We start from the raw sequence: 22,027 nt of genomic DNA, 5'->3' as shown, positions 1-22,027 counted from the left end.
GAAAATTTTCATACCCCATGGTGCAAATTTTCACTTACATGGGAGTATTTAAGCTTTTGCTAAAGCATGTTTATGTTAATGCGTATATGCACCAACATTTTCTTGATCAATATTTCCATGTAATGCGGCGTTTAATCCTTGAGCTAAGACATTGCCCATATCCTCAATAAAATCATCCACTTCTTTAGGTGTAACCATTAAATTATATCCTAGAGGTGATAAAACTTCTTGGATAAGCTGACGTTTTTCATTATCCTCTAGACCGCCAACTATCCCTAAATATTGTTGTCTCTCCTGTTCTCCAGGTAAATCTTCGTCAGTTAATTTACGTCTTTCTCCAAATGTCATACCTGCAGGAACTAAAGATCTTTTTGGAGAATCTTTTTCTCTAATCTCTCTTCCAAAGTGTTTTAAAACAAAATCAATTGTATCACTCGTAATGGAAACAGCATCAACTACTGTAGGAATACCAACAGCAATTACAGGTATTCCTAACACCTCTTTCGATAGTTCCTTCCTCTTATTCCCTACTCCAGAACCTGGGTGAATACCTGTATCAGAAATTTGTATGGTCGTATTTACCCGTTCGATAGATCGTGATGCTAAAGCATCTATTGCAATAATGAAATCCGGTTTAACCTTTTCCACAACCCCATTAATTATATCACTCGTCTCAATTCCTGTTATTCCCATTACACCTGGGGTAATGGCACTTACAGGTCTAAATCCTTCCTCTACATTTTCTGGCTGAAGTTCAAAAAGATGACTAGTAACTAATAAATTCTCCACTACAAGTGGACCTAATGCATCCGGGGTAACATTCCAATTCCCTAAGCCTACTACTAAACAACGTGCATCAGGACTAACTCCTAGGTCTTTTAAAAACTGGCTAAATTCCTTCGCAAACACTTCCGATACACGATCTTGTAACTCTGTATCCTTATGCCTTATACCTTGAGCTTCAAAAGTCAAATATTGACCTGCTTTTTTTCCAATTTTTTCTGTTGCTTCTTCAGAAATATCAACTTTTGTAATTGTGATACCATCTAGTTCCTGCTCCTTTACTACAACACCATCAATAGCACTTTGATTTTCTTGCTGTTTTTCTGCTTCCTTTTGTTTTTCTTGTTCTAATACCATTTCATGAGCTTCGACAGCAAGGTCTGTCCTAACTTGATATTGGCTTAAGTCTAATTCTTGTGACATGATCTTTCACCTCAATTTTTGTATTATAAAGTACTTTAACTTGACACGTTTAATATTTTCTATTGCTTTTTAAAAACGCTTTTGGTACAATCCTTATTGTTGCACGGAAAATGAAACGTTATTACGCATAAGGTTGCATCAAGGAGGTGAATCGGATGGCAAACATTAAATCTGCTATCAAACGTGTTCAAACTAGTGAAAAGCGACGCGCTCAAAATGCTGCTTTTAAATCAGATCTTCGTACAGCGGTAAAATCATTTAATTCAAAAGCTGAGAACAACGACGTTGAAGGTGCTAAGCAAGCATTCTTGGTGGCAACCAAAAAGATTGATAAAGCTGCTAACAAAGGGCTTATTCATAAAAACGCAGCAAACCGTCAAAAGTCTAACTTACAAAAACGTTTAAACGAAGTATCTGCATAAAGCAGACAGGCATTCACTGTAAAGGTTGAATGCCTTTTTTCTTGCATTTTTAGTAGCTTTTACTAAAGCAACGTCGTTATATTCATTAGATAGGATGGTTTTTTTCAAAAAAAAAAAACAAAATAGCCCATTCATAAGAAATGGACTATTTGTTCATTTTCTTTTATTTCGATTCAAACATTAGCTTTGCTACGTTTAGAGAAAAATAATTCAACTGCCAGATTTTTATCAATTTTCCCCGTTTTAATTTCATAGTCCATCGTTGCTAGTTGATCTAATAAAAGAAGAAGCTCTTCATCTTGAAAATTTCTAGTTTGGCCCATGGCTAGCTTGACAACATAAGGATGAAGTTTTAATTGTGCTGCTATTTGCTTTTGTGCGTATCCTTCTTGTGTCATTTGTTTTACTTGATATAAAATGCGAAACTGCCTCACCATCAATGAAATAATTTTTATAGGTTCTTCTTTTTGTTTTAATAAATCTAAATATATTTTCCAAGCTTTATTAATATCTTGTTTCACCACACCATCAACTAAGGTGAAAACATTTTGCTCTAGTGAACGTGGTACAAGACTTTCTACCACCTCTGAGGTAACCACACCATTTTCACCTACAAAAACAAATATCTTCTTTAATTCAGATGATAAAAGCATTAAATTACCACCAGTTAACATCAATAGACTTTCTGTTGCATCATCTTGAAGCTGGATATTGCTTTCTTTACCTCTCTCCTCGATCCAACGTTTTAATTCTTGCTCTGTCAAAGGAGAACCATCTAAATACTCTCCACTTTTCTTTGCAAGCTTCACTATTTTTTTTCTTTCATCTAATTTTTCATATGGAGCATGTATTATAAAAACTGTTTCTTGTGCTGGCTTTTCCAAGTAATTCTCTAGCTTTTTTAGATCATGCTCTATTTTTGTTGATTCCTTAACAGTACTAAAAAAGTACGCATCATTTATTATCACAACACGTTTACCTCCCATAAAGGGAAATGTGTATGCATCTTCTATTGCCACTTCTATTGGATATTCTTTCATATCGTATTTCGTTAAATTAAATTCCTGTTCCCCTTCTGCTAAGGTATGATCAATCAATTGATGGATTGTATCTTCGATCAAATATTGTTCACTTCCAGAAAGTAGATAAACAGGAGATAGGGATCCTTTCTTAATGCGTTTAATAATATCTATGTACGCCAAGGTTTATTCCCCCTTCAGTATACTTTATTTATGTAGTTTACCATAAATAAAGTAAGAGGGGAGGAAAACAGTATATGTTCCCTCCCCATTTATGATAAACGCCATTGTAAAGTACCTAGGATCCTTCACCATGGCGATGATCAACCATTTGTTTTTTGCTTATTATTTTCTCTCTATTCGTTATCATATCCTATGCAGTTAAACAATATAGGTGACAACTCTTTACAGTCATAATTATTGAATCATTTGAGACATGACTTTTTTGTGGATTTTTTTACACTATTGCCGTATACTAAATGTGTGACAGGGGGGATTTATGATGAATGAATTTGAAAAGGAAGTTCAAACAAAGAGAAATGACGCCATTGATAGTGCTGTTGGCTTTATTGTCACTTTCGGGTTCTTTATGACTATCTTCATCATTGCTCAAGTAATCGAATTTTTTGGAACACGGTAGGACATATTACATAAAAACACGCTTCCTATCGGATGCGTGTTTTATTCTTTTTATAGGAAAAATAACCTTTTACTGGTTATTTTTTTAAATTAATACTTTTTCTTTTATTGTAACGTGTTTATCTTTAGCTTCTTTTCCTTTATTTTCATTTGTACTGCTCCATTTTGGTCTGTTCTATATATTATTATCCCTTTGCTATGCAGCCTTTCTATTACTTCCGAATGGGGATGGCCAAAAATGTTATTTCTACCTGCTGAAATAACAGCAACATTTGGGTTCGTTAGGTTTAGAAAGCTTTCACTAGAGGAGGACCTACTCCCATGATGACTAACCTTTAATATATTTACATCTAAAGTAGCATAATCCCTTACAATTCTTTTCTCCGATTCCACCTCAATATCTCCAGTAAATAAAAATGTAATTCCTTCTATCCTCGCATAAATAACAATGGACCTTTCATTTTCCTCCATTTCGTGCCCTTGTGGGTGAATGACAACAAAACGTTGTCCCCCTACCATCCAATTATCCCCTTCCTTCATTCTTACCAAAGGAATACCTTTCTCCAATATACATTCTAATTTTGATCTAGCTTCTTCTGGAATATCATTTGACAGTGGATAATATGCAGTCTCCACTTTAAACGCTTCTACGATCACGCACACTTCACCAATATGGTCTTGATGACCATGAGTTAAAATTAGCTTATCTATCTTACTAACACCATTCCCTTTTAAAAATGGTTCAATTACTCTTTTTCCAGGACCAGACGAATTTGCATCCTCCACTTCTCCCCAACGAATTACACCTCCAGTATCAATTAAATACACCCCTTTTCTTCTCGGTAACTCCACTACAATTGCATCACCTTGTCCTACATCTAGAACAGTTATAGTGGCATATGTACGAAAGTATGGAGTTAACAATTGAAAAAATAAAAGAAACGTTAATAATGCGCCTATAAGCATACTATTTATCCTTTTATTAGACTCTAAGACAATAAAATATAGAATGATTGTTATAAAAAGTATGATTGTCATCCAATTAGACGGTTTTCCAAAAACAACCATATCCCAATTCCAGCTAACAATACTATCCATCATATAATGAACTACTTTTAAACTAAAAGAAATGAAATGATAAGGTAAAACTGTCAAAGGTGGAATAGTATAGTGAAGAATGACCGTAAGAAATGAAAGAGGAAGAATCCATAAAGAGATAAAAGGAATTAATACTAAATTTACAGGTAAAGTCAGTAAGGATATTTCATAAAAGTGGTATAGCGTTAACGGTAATGAGATTAATTGTGCTACGAAGGTTACTTTCATAAGTAACCTAAAAGGATTCTTTACTAGGAACAACTTACTAGAAACAATTAGTGCAAAGCTTGTTAAAAACGATAACTGAAAACCTAGATGGAAAATTAAAAATGGATCGTACAAGAGAAGAGCAATACAAATTAATGATATAACATCAATTCCTTTAAGCTTCCATCTAACAGTAGATACAATAAGGAAAGTCATACTCATGAGAGATGCTCGTATAACTGACGGGGCACCTCCTGCAATAACGATATATAATGGCAAAAATAGGATGAGAATAATACTAGTCATTCTGTTAGTCAACCCAAAACGACTCAAAATATAATTAATAGCAAATATAACTAGTCCAACATGAAGTCCAGAAACAGCCAAGAGGTGTAATACACCTAATTGCCTATAACTAGTAATACGTTCATCCGTTAGAAATTGTCTTTCACCAAAAACAAGTGCAACAATAATGGAAGAAGCTTCATTGTTAGTATCAATGTCCATTACTCCATCTATTCCCGCTATTCTTAATTTACGAAGTGTGGTGTCAATACTCCATTTCTTAGGTTCTAGGTAAGTGGAACACTGTAGATTTTTCGTATTTAAAATCCAATGTATGCCTTTTTGTTTTAAATATATATCGTATTCAAAGCCATAAGGATTTCGAGTTGGAGAAGGTGTCTGTAATTCTCCTTCAAAATAGCAAGTTTCACCAAATAAAGGGGGGCCTAAGTCAGTACGGGAAAACGCTTGTAACTTTTCTCCACTTTTTTCTTTTATTTCATATGACCAATTGCCTGTTGTAGTAATCATTGGCTCAGTAATAACTTTGCCTATAAAGCCCAATTCATCTCCGTAATAGGAAGACTTAGATTGATCTATACTCCATTGTCCATACAAATAAAAAACTCCCAAAATGAAAAATCCAAATAATAAAGATAAACAATCTTTTCGATTTTTTATAGAAATTATTAAAGGTAAAAAACCAAGAACAGTAAAGGACCAACTCCAAATTGAGGTTCCGATAAATGCAAATAGCAGTCCAGAGATAGATAGTAATGAATAACAATATATTCGTTTTAACAATAACTAACCCCCTTGACTATGTACTTAAGCACACATATTTTTACAGCAGTCGATCTAGGTAATAAAGATTATATATGTAGAAACTAATTGTTCACTATGAAAGGTAACAGAATTGCTCAGGAGTATATAGGAGGAGGAGAATGAACACAAGGACAACAGGCTCCTACCTGTTCATTCTCCCACGAAGGTTTATGTAGATATTCGAAACTATTCTTTTTTTAAGAAGTGTAGAGTTTGTTTGCTTTTTCTTTTAATTTTTGAAGTTCTGAAGTTTCAATACCAAGCTGATCTAGTTTAGATAAAAGCTCTGCTGTAAAACTAAGCTTTTCTTTATTATTTAAATCTAGAATCATTTCTTCTAATTCCACTTGTTCATAATTAACTCCTGCTTGTTCAAATAATTCTTCTGCATAGGGGTGATTTTTATAGTCAGTTGCATAATACACCGTTTTTATACCAGCTTGAATAAGGGCCTTGCAGCAATTAAGACACGGAAAATGTGTAACATATATTTCAGCCCCTTCTGTAGCAACACCAAATTTTGCACACTGAAGTAAAGCATTAATTTCTGCATGAATCGTTCTCACACAATGGTCATCTATTACATAACAGCCTTCATCTGAACAATGAGTTCCTCCGGAAATTGCACCGTTATAACCTCCTGCTATTATTCGTTTATCTCTTACAATTGTTGCACCTACCATAAGACGAGTACATGTACTTCGAAGTGCTAGTAGATGACTTTGTGCCATAAAGTATTGATGCCATGATAATCTTTCCACGAATCTATTCCTCCTTTTTTATAATTTATATGTCTACCCTGAAAATAAGAACGGTTCAGGAGTGAAGGGTGACGACTCCAGTGGGATCAGCACGAGTCCGAAAATCCCCTAGCACTTACCGAGTAAGCGCTAGGAAGTTGAGGCCGTGCCCCAGGGAAAGCGTTCACCTAAAACGGATGAACTACTTGATGAGTATTTTCATCCCCCATGGTGCAAATTTCCACTTGCATGTGCGGTCTACCCTGAAAATACGAAAGAAGACTCGATATTGTTCCCGCAAGTAATGGAAAATCAAAAATGCGGGATGAATGAAGCCACTATTGTTCCCGCAAATGATGGAATAACAAAAATGCAGGAAGAATGAAGCCGCTTTTGTTCCCGCAAATAATGGAAAAACAAAAATGCGGGATGAATGAAGCCACTATTGTTCCCACAAATGGTGGAAAAACAAAAATGCGGGATGAATGAAGCCGCTTTTGTTCCCACAAACGGTGGAAAAACGAATATACGGTGAGAATGAAGCCGCTAGATAGAAATATTTTCATCTCCCATGGTGCAAATCTTCACTTGCATCGGCGGTCTACCCTGAAAATAAGTGTTATCGAACTTAGCAGTATTAACAAATAAAGGTTATGTTAATCATTCGTTCCACCGTGGAAAGTGTTCGCCTGCAACGGATGAACTCCTCTTAGTTAGAATATTTTCATCCCCCATGGTACAAGTTTTGCTTGCAAATGATTTCTACACTACTAAAACATTTTATTTTCCGAAGGTGTCCTCTATTGAAGAAACTCTTATAGTATGGAAAACCTTCTTTTCAGTGTAGTCAAAGTACTTATCCTTCGTCAAACAAATTTTGTATTATAAAAATATATATTGTTTTTCATGGAATGCGTATATAATCTCTTATATTTTCTAGCATTTTTTCTCCGATTCCAGGGACTTGAGTTAATTCATCTACTGTGGAGAAAGGACCGTTTTCCTCTCGATAACGAATTATCGCCTCGCCTTTAGCAGGACCAACTCCAGGTAATTCCGTTAATTCTGAAAGAGAAGCCTGGTTAATTCTTATTTTACTGTCTCCTTGAGAATGTGTGTAGCTCAAACCCTCTCCATTGTCAGAATCAAATGATGGAACATAAATCACCATTTCATCATAGCATTTTTCAGCCAAGTTAATGGCATTTTTTTGTGCATTATCTGAAAATCCGCCAGCCATTTCGATTGCATTAAACACTCGATCTCCGAGATTTAATTGATAGATACCTGGGAACTTTACTTCCCCTTTAATATCTACATAGATGGTTTGCACTATATTATTTTCGTTATCATTATTTAGGTCTTCTTCATTCTCATTCATCATCCAAGGAATTTCCCACTCCTCATCACTTGACGAAGACCACATACTTTGTAAAAACATAGAGACAACACTTCCTACGATGAAAAAACATAAACATAATACAATGATAACTATTTTTCGGTTTAAATTTAATAATTGCATGAACATCACCTCATAAAAAATCATAATCAATTTTTTTAATCATACAATGTAAGGAGTATATGTATATGAAGGAGGGGGAACGGTTGAAGAGAATAGGCTTCATCGGTACTGGAAGCATGGGAAAGATCTTAATTGAATCATTTCTTGATGCTAGTGCCATCACCCCAAATAATGTGACTATTACGAATCGAACGATTGAGAAAGCATTCGACTTAGCAACATCATACGAAGGGATTCATGTTGTAAAGGATGCAAAAGCAGTCATTCAGCAGAGTGATTGGATTTTTCTTTGTGTCAAACCTCTTCAAATGATTCCATTATTAGAGGAAGTTAAGGATACACTTTCAGAGGATAAAACCATCATTTCTATTACCAGTCCAATATTAGTTGACGAGTTAGAAAAAATCACCAACCTATCCGTTGTACGATTTATACCAAGTATTGTAAATCGCGCCCTAAATGGCCCTTCGTTAGTCACATTTGGAAAAAAATTTTCTAATGAAGAAAAGGAAGAACTGCTGAGCTTTTTCAAATTTATTTCTAGGCCTGAAATTATAGGAGATGATATTACACGAGTAGCTTCTGATATTGGGTGTTGCGGACCTGCCTTTGTAACCTTTTTGATTGAAGAAATGATTGATGCCGCAGTTAAAGAGACGAATATCACAAAAGAAGAAGCAACGAATATTATGGAGTCTATGTTAATAGGGTACGGGGAACTGCTGAAGAAAAAGGTTTTCACACTTGAATCATTAAGAGAAAAGGTTACTGTTCCTGGAGGGGTTACAGGGATAGGATTAAATGTTTTAAGAAATGAGGTTGAAGACCAATTTAATTTGTTGTTTCAAAAAACCCACGAAAAATTCGATGAAGATCGACTTTTAGTAAAGAGGCAATTAGAAGACCAAGAAAAAATAATGAATAGTCAGAGTAAGGGGAAATAGGAGAAACCGTATTATAGAAAAAATTAATGTAATGAAAACCATTTTAACTGAACGAATAAAGAGCATGTTTCCATATGCTCTTTATTCGTATTCGTCATAAATCAAATAAATCCTGCTTTATTTTTTTATAGCTTTTAAAAAAATCCGTTCATCCGTTTCACTGATAGAAGTACGTCCAAAATCACTCGTTACTTCAATATCAGAAAAACCAGCTTCCTTTAACCAGCTACAATATTGGTGAGGTGAAAAAGTACGTTGTTCGTGTTCTTCATCCATCCGTTCGTAAGTTTGATCCTCAGTTTTCACAAAAAAGGTTAAACAATGCTCCACACTATTAGAATATTCGCCAGGAGTACAAAACCATAAATAAGATATGTCCTCGTTATTTTCGCCAAATAAGTGGTCATTAAAAATTGTCTTTATTTTATAAATGGAGTGAACATCGAATAAAAACACACCACCTGGACGTAAAATACGCCCTATTCGTTGAAAGGTTTCTTGAACATCCCCCTCCTGTAATAGATAATTTAACCCGTCACAGAATAGTGTCACACCGTCTAGGCTAGAAAAACCTGATAATTGTCTCATGTCTTGTTTAAATAGAGGAAATGTTATATTTTCTTTTCTCATTTTATTTTCTGCAATTGTTAGCATGTCTTGTGAAATATCTGTTCCTTGTACATTGTAACCATTTCTTTGAAGAGCCATAGCAAAAGTACCTGTCCCACATGCAACATCAAGCACTTTACTCCCGGTTTGTATATACTTTTTCGTATAACTAACCCATTTTTCATACGGCACATCCTGCATTAATTCATCATAAATGTTCGCAAAATGTTGCTCATTCATATATCTTTCTCCTATTCATCTATCCTTCATTTAAGAGTTTAATACTTGTTCAACAGAAATTGTAGGAGCATCTCCCCAAAGCTTTTCTAAGTTATAATATTGTCTTTCATCCTTATGAAAAACATGTACAATAACATCATTGAGATCAATCAATACCCATCTACTTTCTTGAAGACCTTCTAACCTCTTTAATTCAATACCTTCTTCTTGAGCTCGATCTTTTATTTCCCGAGCAATAGCTTCAACCTGCTTTTCAGAGTTCCCATGACAAATAACAAAATAATCTGAAATTAAGGATACTCCAGCCATATTTAATACAATAATGTTTGCTGCATTTTTGTCATCTGCAGCTCTTACAGCTAAATCTAACAATTCATTTTTTTGCATGTACGTTTCAAATCCTCCTTTGTAATAATAAAGCAAAGTCATTATACGCTTCAAACGTTTCTGGATAAACAGCTTCATCCTTACTTACGATAAATTGTATAATATTTTTTAGTGCAAAGAAACAAGCCCTGTCTAAGTCCAGTTTAGCCATGTCCCTTACTATTTCTACTGCGTTAAATGTTCTTCCAGGTTCAATATAATCTGCTAAAAAGACTACTTTTTCTATCGGTGTCATGTTTGCTCTACCTGTAGTATGGTAACGTATTGCAGATAATATTTGCCTATCTGTTACATGTAATTCTTTTTCAACATAAAATGCACCAACGAAAGCATGAAGGATTTCATCACTATAAGTTAAAAGTGAACGTGACAGTCCATTTTGTTTTACAGTCTCTTTCATTTCATCAACTGGGCGATATTTTGCATAATCATGAAGGATAGCTGCTAGTCTTGTTTTTTTTACATCCACATTGTAGCGCCTAGCTAATATTTCTGCTTCCTCTGTAACTCGAAGCGTGTGTTCAAACCTTCTTTTCTTTAAACTTTTCTCTACTGCAGCTAATGCTTGGTCTTCATTCATACAATTGGTGCTCCTTTATTAATTCATAAACCTCTTTCGTTAATAAAAAACGATTAACTTCTTTTTTTTCTTTTAGAGTTTTTCGAATATCTGTAGATGAAACATCAATTGTTGGACCCTCTATAAATAATATACCATTATTCGCTTTCTCCATCTCATGTTCGTAGCCTGGACGACGAATCACAATAAATGAAACAAGTGATTTTAAGTAATCACTTCTATGCCACTTATCTAATGTTTGTAAACTATCTTCTCCAATGATAAAGAAAAATTCATAGTGAGCATATTTTTCATTTAACAACTCCATAGTATCCACAGTATAGGATGGTCCATTACGCTTTAATTCAACATCACATAGGATGTATTTTTCATGCAAATCTGTCATATGTTGTACCATCATTAATCTTTCTCTTAATAGTGAATCGGTAGCCGTTTCTTTATGGGGAGGAATTCTATTTGGCATCCACCATATTTCATCTAAGTTCATTTTTATACGGGATTCTTCAGCCATTAATAAATGCCCTATATGTGGAGGATCAAACGTACCTCCTAGTATTCCAATACGTTTCATAAGTTGCACCTCTTAGGAAGGTAATTCTATCGTTTTTTTGTTTATTGATTCTTTATAAAAAACAATCGTATTCCCTATGATTTGTACAATTTCTGCTTTTGCTCCAAATGATAGTGCATCTGCCACTTCATCTTTATCCTCATCGCAGTTTTGTAAAATACTAACTTTAATTAGTTCACGTGCTTCTAATGCATCTTCTACTTGTTTTATTAGGTTTTCATTTACACCACCTTTACCAACTTGAAATATTGGCTTTAAGTGGTGCGCTTTACTCTTTAAAAACCTCTTTTGTTTTCCAGTTAACATATATTCATTTGACTCCTTTCAAATGGTTTAATACTGTACTTCTCATGATGTCTGTAGGAGCTTGTAATCCTGTCCATTTTTCGAATGCCAATGCTCCTTGATAAACAAACATATCTAATCCATTTAACACCTTACCGCCTTTATTTTCAGCCTCAATGAGTAATTTTGTCTTAAAGGGGGTGTAAATAAGGTCACTTACAAAGGTTCCTTCTTTCAAATTATCTAATTTTATTGGCATCTCATCAATATTCGGTGACATTCCAATTGAAGTTGTATTAATAATAATATCAAAATCCTGTAAATTCGTTTCTATGTCCTTTATCGTTTGTACGGTAGCTTCAGAAAACTTAGCACACCTTTCTGCAAGATCTTCAGCCTTTGATAAAGTTCGATTTGTAATTACTAAATTGTTTACACCATCTTTTGTTAATGTTAATGCAACTGCCCTAGCAGCTCCACCAGCACCAATAATTAGCGTATTCAAATTGCGAATATCCTTGTTTACATATTCCTTTAAGGATTTCAAATACCCTTCTCCATCTGTATTATATCCTTTTAGTTTACCATCTACGTTAACGATCGTATTTACAGCACCTATTTCAACTGCTAAATCATCAATTTCATCTAAATGCGCCATTACCTCTACCTTATGTGGAATTGTCACATTCAAGCCTTTTAACCCCAATCCCCGCACTCCATCTATTGCATTTTTGAGATTAGCAGGTGAAACCTCAAATGCATGGTAGGCATAGTCTATATGTAAATTTTTATATGCTGAACGATGCATTTCAGGTGAAAGGGAATGCTTTATTGGATAGCCGATTACCCCCATAACCATATTCATTTTGGTTCTCTCCTCTCCACCAATTCATCTTTTACCGATGAAGGATATAATTACTGTTTAAAAAATAGAATCGCGACGAATGACATGGACTCCTTTTGGAGCATACGTCCGTACCTTTGCCCCTTTGCCATGTATAGTGATCCATCCTAACCCTGAAATAACGATATCAGTCTTCTCTTGCTTCAACTGCCATTCTTGCATTACTAATGAAGGAAAGTTACTTGCGTTTTCTTTCATTGGTGGCGAAAGTAGCTCACCTAGATGATTTGTATATAATTCATCAGCTTTTTCTATCTTGGTTCTGTGAATTTGTAAGTCATTTGAAAAATAACAGACAAAGGATTGAGGTTCCCCCTCCACAAAATCAATTCTTGCCATTCCCCCGAAATACAACGTTTGACCTAAGTTTAACTGAAATACTTTCGGTTTTATCTCTTTTCTAGGAGAAATAGTCTTTAACTCCTTTTTATCTAATAAATGACTCATTTGATGGTGATTAATAATTCCAGGTGTATCAAATAACGATGCACCGTCTTCAAGTGGTACATCAATCATATCCAACGTAGTACCTGGAATATTGGATGTTGTAATTAAAAATTCATCCTCAGCACCAAATTCCTTTAGTAATCGGTTTATAAACGTTGATTTCCCCACATTTGTACTTCCTACAATGTACACATTTCTATTACCTCGAAATTGGTCAATTAAATTAGCTGTCTCTATTACACCTTCACCAGTTTCTGCACTCATTAAATGAACATCTTCCGTTTTCAGTCCATAATTTTTGGCTGCTTGTTTCATCCAGTTAATGAGCTTTGTACGTTTCACTGATTTTGGTAGTAGATCAACTTTATTTCCAACTAATAAAACCGGATTATTTCCTACAAAACGATTTAATCCAGGTAACCAGCTACCATCAAAATCAAAGATATCTACTATTTTTACAATCAATGCATCCTTTTTACCTAATTCATTTAATATTTTTAAAAAATCATCATCTGTTAATGAAACATCTTGAACTTCATTGTAATGCTTTAACTTAAAGCATCGTTGACAAATAATTACCTCTCTATTTATAGCTGATTTTGGTGTATAGCCTATCTTTTTGGGGTCATTCGTCTGTATCTTAATTCCACAACCGGAACAAATAACGGAACGTTCTTCAAATTCATCCATTTCAAACAATCCTCTCTTAATATAAATAAAAATTCTCAATACAAGTCTCTATGAAGACAGCTTATTTAATAGGTAAGATATTCCTATCTATCATACATTTATTTTATCAATGATTTCAAACTTAAACAAAGGTGTATTATTGCTTACTTATACGATTCTATGTTTACATTTTAATTCTCTTATTCCCCTTTACTAGGTAATTAATTAAATATGATAAAAATTTTTCGACAAATTTTACCATTCACAAACAATTGTGGATAACATTATACACATATCCACCTATAACCTGTCTACTTTTCCCATTTTTATATACAGTATATCCACAACTTATCCACTGTTCTCTGTGGAAAAAAGACGCGTTGAGAACCTTTCTGTTACGTGTTATCATCTACTCAAGCAAATAGAAAGTAAATAAAAACTACTTTCTACAAAATTTTTGAACGTATATAAAATTGAATTGTCCTGTCGAATGTAACTATTCATTTTTTTAACCTTCTAGTTGAATATGGATAAACAAAAGGAGGTGGAGCTGCCATGGGGCGGCAAGGAGGTATGAAATATTTGTCGGATGCCTTGCTTTTGGAAACCTATTATAAAGCTCGAGAACTAGATTTAAGTGAGGATTTCATTTCTTTAATTAAACAAGAAATAAATAGAAGATCACACTTAAATAATGATCAAATAACATCCTAATAGGAAAAATCGAGAGAACTCAAAATAAGAATAGAATTATATACGAATGTATTTATTTAACCTTATTACGTTCTCTCTACTTTAAAACACGAAGCTAAGTGAATAAAGGTTATACTTTATCATTCCTCTATGTCTTCAATTATATTAGGTTGTAGCTGTTCTTGCTTATGAATATATTCTCGTGGCTTAAATCGTTTTTCTCTTTTTTGATCTTCAGTAAGAAAAAAACCACCAATTTCTTGATTAACATTTTGTCTTTCAATAATTCTGTTTGTTGAATCCTGGTGAAATGGTAACGCCATTAAAACCATTAAAAGGAAAATGAACATGGAAACTGTATAAGAGAATTTTTTCTTCAACCGTATCACCACCTTATTATTAAGGATGATACGGTTTTCTTTTTTTTATACTTATACTTAATAAATTCAAAGAAAAAAGTAAGATGTCTCAGTCTCTTTACTTATAGTAATGTCGCTTTCCGTAGGGCACGGCCTCAACTTCCTAAAACTTACACAGTAAGCTTTTAAGGGATTTTCGCCCTCGTGCTGATCCCACTGGAGTCGTCACCCTTCACTATTGAACCAATACTTATTTACAGGATAGAAAACATAAAACAGTTAAACAAATATTATCAATATATAATTTTTATAATTAAAAACTCCATGAATTTTATAGGAGTAATCCCCTATACAAAGCAACAAAAATTCATAAAAAGTTAAAAAAGTATCGTCTTTCAAAAAAAATTTTTTATGTATAAAAGTTGAGTTTCTACATATTTAATAAATTCTTAAATATTTGCAAAGGCTAATTGTACGAAAGATGCAAGGTTATGTAATTTATATTATAATTTTATTTGCGTTTATAAGGAAAAGGATAGAAGTTATTTTCAGGACGTGTAATTATTTTTAGAAAAATAAAGGAGGTAAATCATTTGTCAACGCTTCACTTATTAGTATTAGCACCTTTTATTATGGCGATATTCGTTCCTTTTTTTTATAAAGGCTTTCGTCGTATTCATACAGGGTGGTTTGTTTTAGCACTTCCATTACTATTATTTATTTACCTTTTGCGGTTTATTCCAATAGGGGAACCATTACAAGTGGTAAAAGAAACAATGGATTGGGTTCCTTCATTAGGTATTGGCTTTAACATTTATCTTGATGGTTTAAGTTTATTATTTGCTCTTTTAATTACTGGTATAGGAACATTAGTCGTTCTTTATTCCATCTTCTACATAGCAAATAAGAAAGACGAACCATTAAATAACTTCTATGTATACTTACTAATGTTTATGGGAGCCATGCTTGGAGTTGTTTTATCAGACAATCTTATTGTCATTTATGTATTCTGGGAGTTAACAAGTTTAGCTTCCTCACTTTTAATCGCTTATTGGTTCCACAAAGAAAAATCTCGTTATGGTGCTCAAAAATCAATGCTTATCACTGTAACAGGTGGGTTTGCAATGCTTGCAGGTTTCTGTCTATTGTATATCATGACTGGAACTTTCAGTATTCAAGGAATCATTTCGTTCTTTGCAGAAAGTGGCGCAATCTTTAATGAAGCATTATTTTTACCTGCTATGATCCTTATTTTGCTTGGAGCATTTACGAAATCTGCACAATTTCCATTCCATATTTGGTTACCAGATGCAATGGAAGCACCAACACCTGTAAGTGCTTATCTTCATTCAGCAACAATGGTAAAAGCGGGGATTTATTTAGTAGCCCGATTTACCCCAGTATTTGGAGGAACACCAGAATGGTTTTGGATTATTACGAGCTTCGGTCTCCTCACATTAATTTGGGGTTCTATTTCAGCGATTAGGCAAGTAGACTTAAAAGCCATTTTAGCCTTCTCAACGATAAGTCAATTAGGATTAATTATGGCTTTACTAGGACTAGGTTCTGCTTCCTTTATCGATAATGTTGCAGAGGTAGCAATCATTGCAGCTATTTTCCATTTAATTAACCATGCAACGTTTAAAGGAAGTCTTTTCATGGTTGTTGGTATCGTTGACCATGAAACTGGCACAAGGGATATTCGGAAGCTAGGTGGGTTAATGGCAATCATGCCTATTACCTTTACCATTTCCATTATTGGTATTGCCTCTATGGCAGGCTTACCACCATTTAATGGGTTCCTGAGTAAGGAGATGTTCTTTACCGGTGTTTTAGAAGCAACTACCTTAAACATCTTTAATGTGCAAACATTAGGCTTCATTTTTCCAATTGTGGCATGGATAGCTAGTGTTTTCACTTTTGCTTATTGTATGATTATGTTCTTTAAAACATTTACAGGAAAATATCAGCCAGAAAAACTTGAAAAGAAGGCACATGAAGCACCAATTGGTTTATTAATATCACCGATTGTTCTTGCATCACTTGTGGTTATCTTTGGATTGTTCCCAAATATGCTTTCTTATACAATAATTGAACCTGCAATGCAGTCCGTATTACCGTATGTGTCTGATCCTTACATCAACATTTATCATTGGCATGGTTTTAATGCTGAATTATTTATGACCATCGGTGTTGTACTTTTTGGTACAGTCGTGTTTTTAAATTTAAAACGTTGGCAAGAAACTACCTTCTTCCTTCATGAAAGAGATCCATTAAACAGATTCTATGATGGTGGATTAGAAGGTCTCGTAGCTGGATCACAACGTGTGACAAACTTACAGTTAACAGGATTATTAAGAGACTATTTTGCTTATATGATGGTTTTTATGATCTTGTTACTAGGTTGGACGTTCTTCCGTTACGATGCTGTGGCATTTAACTTTGTTGATGTTTCTGAGATTTCTCCATATTTATGGATTATTACCTTAGCATTAATTGCAGCTACAATTAGTGTTCCGTTTATTCAGCATCGTGTTACAGCTATCATTGTCGTTGGAGTTATTGGCTTTTTAATTGCACTCCTTTTCGTAGTTTTCCGAGCACCTGACCTAGCGTTAACACAGCTTCTTGTAGAAACGGTCATGGTAGTGTTGTTCTTACTATGCTTTTACCACTTACCAGAGCTACGCAAAGAGTCCTTTAAAGCTAGATTTAAAATGACAAACCTTATCATATCAGTAGGTATGGGAGCTATTGTTACACTTATTGCTTTTAGTGCACATGCAGCAAGACATGGTTTAAGCTTTGAACCTATTTCTCAGTACTTTGTAGAAAACTCCGTACCACTTGCTGGTGGTTACAACATGGTAAATGTTATTCTTGTTGATTTCCGTGGACTTGATACTATGCTTGAGGTATTAGTGTTGGGAGTTGCAGCACTTGGTATCGTTGCTCTAATTAAGTTGAAAATGAAGGAGGGGCAAGACATATGAAAACGAACTATTTAATGCTTCATACAATTACTAGAGTCGTTTCATTTATCATTCTTTCCTTCTCCATCTTTCTATTTTTTGCAGGACATAATAACCCAGGTGGGGGCTTTATTGGCGGGTTAATGACCGCTTCTGCCCTCCTCCTCCTGTATGTTAGTTTTGATATTAAGAAAATTAGGAAAGTGATACCCTTTAATTATCCAGTAATCATAGCAGTAGGTTTACTAATTACTATCATTACTGGATTAAATAGCTTACTTTTTGGAGATCCATTTTTAACTCAGTACTTTGAGTATTACAATGTACCAATTCTAGGAGAAATAGAATTAACAACAGCTCTTCCATTTGACTTAGGAATATACTTAGTTGTGGTGGCAATCGCGTTGTTAATAATCTTGACGATTGCGGAGGATGATTCGTAATGGAAATATTAATGATTCTTACGGTCGGTGTTCTAGTCTCCGTAAGCACATATTTACTTTTAACGAAAAGTTTATTACGGGTAGTTCTAGGAATAGTTCTCCTTTCTCACGCTGCACATCTACTCTTTTTAACGATGGCAGGTCTTAAAGAAGGGGCTCCTCCACTATTAGGAGAAGAAGCTGCATCTTACGCTGATCCTTTGCCGCAAGCTCTTATATTAACAGCGATTGTTATCGGCTTTGGTGTAACTGCGTTTCTACTAGTTTTATCCTACCGAACATATAAAGAGCACAAGACAGATGATCTTGAAAAATTAAGGGGTAGTGCCGATGAATAATATTGTATTGCTACCTGTCTTGATACCATTTTTAGTGGGTGTTATCCTAATTCTTTTTAGAAATCAATTACCCATTCAACGTTTTGTAAGTGGAGTAACTACTCTAGGTTTAGTCGGTATCTCAGCTTACATCACCTATTTAATCTATCAGGACGGGATAATCACACTTGAATTAGGAAACTGGCCAGCGCCATTTGGAATTGTACTAGTTGGAGATTTATTTGCGAGTATTATGGTTGTCTTTGCAAGCATTGTTGCTGCAGCATGTCTATTCTTCGCCTTTCAAACTCTCCATCCTGATCGAGAGAAATACTATTTTTATCCCTTTTTCTTTTTCTTACTTACAGGGGTGAATGGTTCGTTTTTAACAGGTGATATATTTAACTTGTTCGTATTCTTTGAAGTAATGCTTATTTCTTCCTTCGTGTTAATAGTTATGGGAGGAACAAAATATCAGCTAAGAGAATCGTTCAAATACGTCGTAATTAGTACCTTTGGGTCTATGTTTTTTGTTATTGCAGTTGCACTTCTTTATTCCGTAACTGGGACATTAAACTATGCTCATCTTGCTGAAAGAGTTGCTGAAGCCGCTCAGCAAGGTCAATCAGGAATATTAACGGTTATTGCCATTCTATTCTTGATAGTATTTGGTTTAAAAGGGGCATTAGTTCCACTCCATTTTTGGTTACCAAACGCATATTTTGGCCCTCCTACTGCTATTGCAGCATTACTTGGGGGACTATTAACGAAAGTGGGCGTATATTCCATTATGCGTACACACACGTTAATCTTTACACACAATCAAGATTTCACGTTAACGATCATATTAATCTTAGCCGGTTTAACTATGTTCTTTGGGGTTATTGGGGCTGTATCAAAGTTTGATTTTAAGCGTATCCTTGCAATCCATATCGTTAGTCAGGTTGGGTATATGATAATGGGATTAGGTATTGGTACAACAATGGCTATTGCTGGCTCCATCTATATAATTACTCACAACATGATCGTAAAAACTGCTCTGTTTTTATTCTGTGGAGCTACAGAAAAAGTAACTGGCACAACAAACTTAAAGAAAATGAGTGGTTTATTAAAGACTCATCCATACTTAGGCTGGTTATTTTTCGTCGCTGCCATCTCATTAGCAGGTATACCACCACTAAGTGGATTCTTTAGTAAATTCGCCCTTGTTTTAGGTGGTCTTGAAGCAGAACGATATTTTATCGTATTCGTCAGTTTAGTAGTTGGTTTATTGACCCTATTCTCAATGGTAAAAATCTTTATGTACGTATTCTGGGGATCGCCGTCACTATCCCCTGAAGAAGTAAAGAAAACAAAAGTAGGTAAGTTATTAATTCCTGGAATCCCATTAGTTATCATTAGCATTCTTATGGGGATCCTTGCAGAACCTGTTTACCTTCTTTTTGAGGCAGCTGCAAATCAAATGTTAGATCCATCAATCTATATTAATTCTGTAATTAAGGAGTAGGTACTATGGCCTTTCAGATCCTGCTTAATATTGCAATTGCGTTTATTTGGATGCTATTAAAAAACAATTTTACCGGTGTTGAATTTGCCATTGGTTATATTGTAGGCTTGCTCTTACTATTTGTATTAAGAAGATTCCTTAATTTCGATTTTTACTTTAGAAGGGTGATAGCCGTATTTAAGCTAATCGTATTATTCATATACAAGCTAATCCTAGCGAATATAGACGTCATTAAAATAGTATTAAGCCCTAAATTAAATATAAAACCCGGTATTATTGCTGTACCCACAAAGCTTAAAACTGAATGGGAAGTTACCTTATTATCATGTTTAATTTCATTAACTCCTGGGACACTTTCGATGAATTTTTCAGAGGATGGTAAAACAATCTATGTTCATGCTATCCATGTTCCAGACAAAAATGAAGCAATAAAAGAAATTCATAATTCTTTTGAAAAGGCCATCCTGGAGGTGACGAAATAATGCTTCAAACCGTCACAACAATCGTATTAATCATGATGTCCATTTCCATATTTATTTGCTTTATTCGTGTTGTAAAGGGTCCTACAATGTCCGATCGGGTAGTTGCATTGGATACGATTGGTATAAACCTTATTGGTTTCATTGGGATCTTAATGATAATTCAAAAAACTGTAGCTTACTCAGAAGTTATTTTAGTCATTGCAATAATCGCCTTTATTGGTTCCATTGCATTTGCAAAGTTTATAGAGGGAGGTGTGGTACTTGACAGAGATCGTCGTTAGTATTCTTATTCTTTTAGGTGGTGCATTTAGTATCCTCGGATCGATTGGTATTGTTAGATTCCCTGATGTTTATGGGAGATTACATGCTGCTACCAAAAGTGCCACCCTTGGTGTTATTTGTATTATCATTGGAACATTTCTATATTTTTTACTTGTACAAGAACTGTTCATTGGTAAATTATTGTTAACTATTCTTTTTGTTTTCATGACTGCTCCAGTTGTAGGTTTCATGGTTTCAAAATCTGCCTATAATGTTGGAGTAAAGCTGTGGGACCAAAGTATTCAAGATGATTTAGGAAAAGCAATAAAAAAAGCTGAAAAGAAAGCTAGGCAATAATAACATTCATAACGAAGAGAACCCCCGCAAAATATAGTGGGGGTTCTCTTCGTTTGTGGCTTTGTTAAAGAATGCAGTTGTTTTAGTATACATAGAGCTTAAGTATAATTTGAGTACCCAGTAGAAAAATCAATAACAAAATTTATGAGAGTCTAGTTTAAAGAAGCAATCTTTTCGCCTTGCTTTATAGGAACATTCTCGTGGTTCATGTCAAAGGATGGTGTCACCATATCCTTTTCAAACAACAAAATAACACTAGAACCAAAGGTGAAATACGCTATTTCTTCTCCTCTTTCTACAGATGAATTAAGGTGTGTAGTTTGGACACTATTCACATTTAAAGCCCCTATTTTTACAACTGCCATACGCTTATTATTATATTCAAGCTCTGTTATGAGACGATAATTATTAGCTAAAGGACTGTTCCCAAATAATAATCCCCATTGATTAACTGGTTCGGAATATTTACCAATTGCCCACCTTTTTACTACATGACCCTTTATTGGACTATGTATGCGGTGATAGTCTCTAGGACTTAGATAGAAAAGCATATATGTTCCGCCTTCATATCTTTTTGTTGTATTCGTTAAACCTAACATGGTAGCTAAGGAATAATCCTTCTCTTTTACATGAAAGAAATTCTCACTATCAATAACTCCAAGTTGAGATAATTTACCGTCTACTGGGCTAACAATACTATCTACTTCTTCATGTAAAGGTCTTGAGCCTTCCTTTAGGTTTCTAACAAAAAAATCATGTAACGAAGGGTAATCAGAACTAGTTCCTTCCATTTCTTGTTCATCTATTTTGAAGGTTTTTGAAAAGGAATTCGTTAATAAACCACTTAGTTTTGATGTTGCAAACCGTTTTAATGCCATCGTGTAAATTGGATTATTCGTTAATTGGACAATTGAAGTATATAAATGTTTTTTCATTAAATTCTTCCTCTCTTTATATGCAAAAAATTATTTAACTTAAATATTTGGGTTATGTGGTATAATTATACAAAGAAATTATGGATAGATCATGAACCTAGT

General features: G+C 34.4%; 26 protein-coding genes. 12 read left to right on the top strand and 14 right to left on the bottom strand.

Going from position 1 to position 22,027, the window contains the following annotated elements:
- Nucleotides 1–75: 75 nt before the first annotated feature.
- Nucleotides 76–1,206 (bottom strand): GPR endopeptidase, encoded by a 1,131-nt coding sequence (gpr, locus tag QA612_RS03415; protein WP_278282351.1) that lies wholly within the window; start codon nt 1,204–1,206, stop codon nt 76–78.
- Between the two features lie 155 nt (nt 1,207–1,361).
- On the opposite strand from gpr, the gene rpsT reads away from it, so the two are divergent.
- Nucleotides 1,362–1,628 (top strand): 30S ribosomal protein S20, encoded by a 267-nt coding sequence (gene rpsT, locus QA612_RS03410; RefSeq protein WP_278282350.1) that lies wholly within the window; start codon nt 1,362–1,364, stop codon nt 1,626–1,628.
- A gap of 173 nt (nt 1,629–1,801) precedes the next feature.
- Here the strand turns inward: rpsT and holA are convergent, their stop codons facing one another.
- Nucleotides 1,802–2,830 carry a DNA polymerase III subunit delta gene (holA, locus tag QA612_RS03405; protein WP_278282349.1) on the bottom strand — a complete coding sequence of 343 codons (1,029 nt, stop codon included), beginning with the start codon at nt 2,828–2,830 and terminating at the stop codon, nt 1,802–1,804.
- Nucleotides 2,831–3,149: 319 nt separating this feature from the next.
- Here holA and QA612_RS03400 point away from each other — a divergent pair, with 319 nt between their 5' ends.
- A complete protein-coding gene (locus QA612_RS03400) occupies nt 3,150–3,287 on the top strand; it encodes a YqzM family protein (protein ID WP_278282348.1) in 138 nt (45 codons plus the stop codon).
- 104 nt (nt 3,288–3,391) lie between these two features.
- Here QA612_RS03400 and QA612_RS03395 read toward each other — a convergent pair whose 3' ends face one another.
- Nucleotides 3,392–5,680: a DNA internalization-related competence protein ComEC/Rec2 gene (locus QA612_RS03395; protein ID WP_278282347.1), complete on the bottom strand. Its 2,289-nt coding sequence runs from the start codon at nt 5,678–5,680 to the stop codon at nt 3,392–3,394.
- A gap of 218 nt (nt 5,681–5,898) precedes the next feature.
- Nucleotides 5,899–6,462 carry a ComE operon protein 2 gene (locus tag QA612_RS03390; RefSeq protein ID WP_278282346.1) on the bottom strand — a complete coding sequence of 188 codons (564 nt, stop codon included), beginning with the start codon at nt 6,460–6,462 and terminating at the stop codon, nt 5,899–5,901.
- A gap of 145 nt (nt 6,463–6,607) precedes the next feature.
- Here QA612_RS03390 and QA612_RS03385 point away from each other — a divergent pair, with 145 nt between their 5' ends.
- Nucleotides 6,608–6,826, top strand: coding sequence for a hypothetical protein (locus QA612_RS03385; protein ID WP_278282345.1), 219 nt, complete (start codon nt 6,608–6,610; stop codon nt 6,824–6,826).
- Nucleotides 6,827–7,345: 519 nt separating this feature from the next.
- On the opposite strand, the gene QA612_RS03380 is transcribed toward QA612_RS03385, so the two are convergent.
- Nucleotides 7,346–7,963, bottom strand: coding sequence for a helix-hairpin-helix domain-containing protein (locus tag QA612_RS03380; protein WP_278282344.1), 618 nt, complete (start codon nt 7,961–7,963; stop codon nt 7,346–7,348).
- Nucleotides 7,964–8,028: 65 nt separating this feature from the next.
- Between QA612_RS03380 and comER the strand changes: the two genes are divergently transcribed.
- The gene (gene comER / locus QA612_RS03375; RefSeq protein ID WP_278282343.1) at nt 8,029–8,907 is read left to right on the top strand and encodes a late competence protein ComER; all 879 of its coding nucleotides are present in this window, start codon (nt 8,029–8,031) and stop codon (nt 8,905–8,907) included.
- A gap of 117 nt (nt 8,908–9,024) precedes the next feature.
- Here comER and QA612_RS03370 read toward each other — a convergent pair whose 3' ends face one another.
- Genes QA612_RS03370 through yqeH form a run of 7 tightly spaced genes read right to left on the bottom strand, consistent with a single transcriptional unit; the run spans nt 9,025 to nt 13,620 of the window.
- Nucleotides 9,025–9,756 carry a class I SAM-dependent DNA methyltransferase gene (locus QA612_RS03370; RefSeq protein ID WP_278282342.1) on the bottom strand — a complete coding sequence of 244 codons (732 nt, stop codon included), beginning with the start codon at nt 9,754–9,756 and terminating at the stop codon, nt 9,025–9,027.
- 30 nt (nt 9,757–9,786) lie between these two features.
- On the bottom strand, nt 9,787–10,143 hold the full coding sequence (rsfS, locus tag QA612_RS03365) for a ribosome silencing factor (protein ID WP_278282341.1): 357 nt from the start codon (nt 10,141–10,143) through the stop codon (nt 9,787–9,789).
- Between the two features lie 7 nt (nt 10,144–10,150).
- Nucleotides 10,151–10,723 (bottom strand): bis(5'-nucleosyl)-tetraphosphatase (symmetrical) YqeK, encoded by a 573-nt coding sequence (yqeK, locus tag QA612_RS03360; protein ID WP_278282340.1) that lies wholly within the window; start codon nt 10,721–10,723, stop codon nt 10,151–10,153.
- Nucleotides 10,716–11,294, bottom strand: coding sequence for a nicotinate-nucleotide adenylyltransferase (locus QA612_RS03355; protein WP_278282339.1), 579 nt, complete (start codon nt 11,292–11,294; stop codon nt 10,716–10,718). The genes yqeK and QA612_RS03355 overlap by 8 nt, the downstream gene beginning before the upstream one ends.
- A gap of 12 nt (nt 11,295–11,306) precedes the next feature.
- Nucleotides 11,307–11,600, bottom strand: coding sequence for a ribosome assembly RNA-binding protein YhbY (gene yhbY, locus QA612_RS03350; protein ID WP_278282338.1), 294 nt, complete (start codon nt 11,598–11,600; stop codon nt 11,307–11,309).
- Between the two features lie 4 nt (nt 11,601–11,604).
- The gene (gene aroE, locus QA612_RS03345) at nt 11,605–12,444 is read right to left on the bottom strand and encodes a shikimate dehydrogenase (RefSeq protein ID WP_278282337.1); all 840 of its coding nucleotides are present in this window, start codon (nt 12,442–12,444) and stop codon (nt 11,605–11,607) included.
- Nucleotides 12,445–12,501: 57 nt separating this feature from the next.
- Nucleotides 12,502–13,620 carry a ribosome biogenesis GTPase YqeH gene (gene yqeH / locus QA612_RS03340; RefSeq protein WP_278282336.1) on the bottom strand — a complete coding sequence of 373 codons (1,119 nt, stop codon included), beginning with the start codon at nt 13,618–13,620 and terminating at the stop codon, nt 12,502–12,504.
- 552 nt (nt 13,621–14,172) lie between these two features.
- On the opposite strand from yqeH, the gene QA612_RS03335 reads away from it, so the two are divergent.
- Complete coding sequence (locus tag QA612_RS03335; RefSeq protein ID WP_278282406.1) at nt 14,173–14,313, top strand: sporulation histidine kinase inhibitor Sda; 141 nt, start codon at nt 14,173–14,175, stop codon at nt 14,311–14,313.
- 119 nt (nt 14,314–14,432) lie between these two features.
- Here QA612_RS03335 and QA612_RS03330 read toward each other — a convergent pair whose 3' ends face one another.
- A complete protein-coding gene (locus QA612_RS03330) occupies nt 14,433–14,672 on the bottom strand; it encodes a hypothetical protein (RefSeq protein WP_278282335.1) in 240 nt (79 codons plus the stop codon).
- Nucleotides 14,673–15,244: 572 nt separating this feature from the next.
- On the opposite strand from QA612_RS03330, the gene QA612_RS03325 reads away from it, so the two are divergent.
- Genes QA612_RS03325 through mnhG form a run of 7 tightly spaced genes read left to right on the top strand, consistent with a single transcriptional unit; the run spans nt 15,245 to nt 20,990 of the window.
- On the top strand, nt 15,245–17,644 hold the full coding sequence (locus tag QA612_RS03325; RefSeq protein WP_278282334.1) for a Na+/H+ antiporter subunit A: 2,400 nt from the start codon (nt 15,245–15,247) through the stop codon (nt 17,642–17,644).
- Nucleotides 17,641–18,066, top strand: a complete 426-nt coding sequence (locus QA612_RS03320; protein ID WP_278282333.1) for a Na(+)/H(+) antiporter subunit B — start codon at nt 17,641–17,643, stop codon at nt 18,064–18,066. Before QA612_RS03325 ends, QA612_RS03320 begins: the two co-directional genes overlap by 4 nt.
- Nucleotides 18,066–18,404: a Na(+)/H(+) antiporter subunit C gene (locus QA612_RS03315; RefSeq protein WP_278282332.1), complete on the top strand. Its 339-nt coding sequence runs from the start codon at nt 18,066–18,068 to the stop codon at nt 18,402–18,404. The genes QA612_RS03320 and QA612_RS03315 overlap by 1 nt, the downstream gene beginning before the upstream one ends.
- Nucleotides 18,397–19,890 (top strand): Na+/H+ antiporter subunit D, encoded by a 1,494-nt coding sequence (locus tag QA612_RS03310; protein ID WP_278282331.1) that lies wholly within the window; start codon nt 18,397–18,399, stop codon nt 19,888–19,890. The genes QA612_RS03315 and QA612_RS03310 overlap by 8 nt, the downstream gene beginning before the upstream one ends.
- A gap of 5 nt (nt 19,891–19,895) precedes the next feature.
- Nucleotides 19,896–20,372: a Na+/H+ antiporter subunit E gene (locus QA612_RS03305; protein WP_278282330.1), complete on the top strand. Its 477-nt coding sequence runs from the start codon at nt 19,896–19,898 to the stop codon at nt 20,370–20,372.
- The gene (locus QA612_RS03300) at nt 20,372–20,653 is read left to right on the top strand and encodes a Na(+)/H(+) antiporter subunit F1 (protein ID WP_278282329.1); all 282 of its coding nucleotides are present in this window, start codon (nt 20,372–20,374) and stop codon (nt 20,651–20,653) included. Before QA612_RS03305 ends, QA612_RS03300 begins: the two co-directional genes overlap by 1 nt.
- Nucleotides 20,634–20,990 (top strand): monovalent cation/H(+) antiporter subunit G, encoded by a 357-nt coding sequence (gene mnhG, locus QA612_RS03295; protein WP_278282328.1) that lies wholly within the window; start codon nt 20,634–20,636, stop codon nt 20,988–20,990. The genes QA612_RS03300 and mnhG overlap by 20 nt, the downstream gene beginning before the upstream one ends.
- A 152-nt stretch (nt 20,991–21,142) precedes the next feature.
- Here mnhG and QA612_RS03290 read toward each other — a convergent pair whose 3' ends face one another.
- A complete protein-coding gene (locus tag QA612_RS03290; protein ID WP_278282327.1) occupies nt 21,143–21,925 on the bottom strand; it encodes a phosphatidylserine decarboxylase in 783 nt (260 codons plus the stop codon).
- Between the last annotated feature and the right edge of the window lie 102 nt (nt 21,926–22,027).

It is taken from the genome of Evansella sp. AB-P1 (genome assembly GCF_029688925.1).
Classification (GTDB): Bacteria; Bacillota; Bacilli; order Bacillales; family Salisediminibacteriaceae; genus Evansella.
The sequence above is the reverse complement of the archived record's forward strand: the minus strand, read 5'-3'. Positions and strand labels throughout refer to the sequence as shown.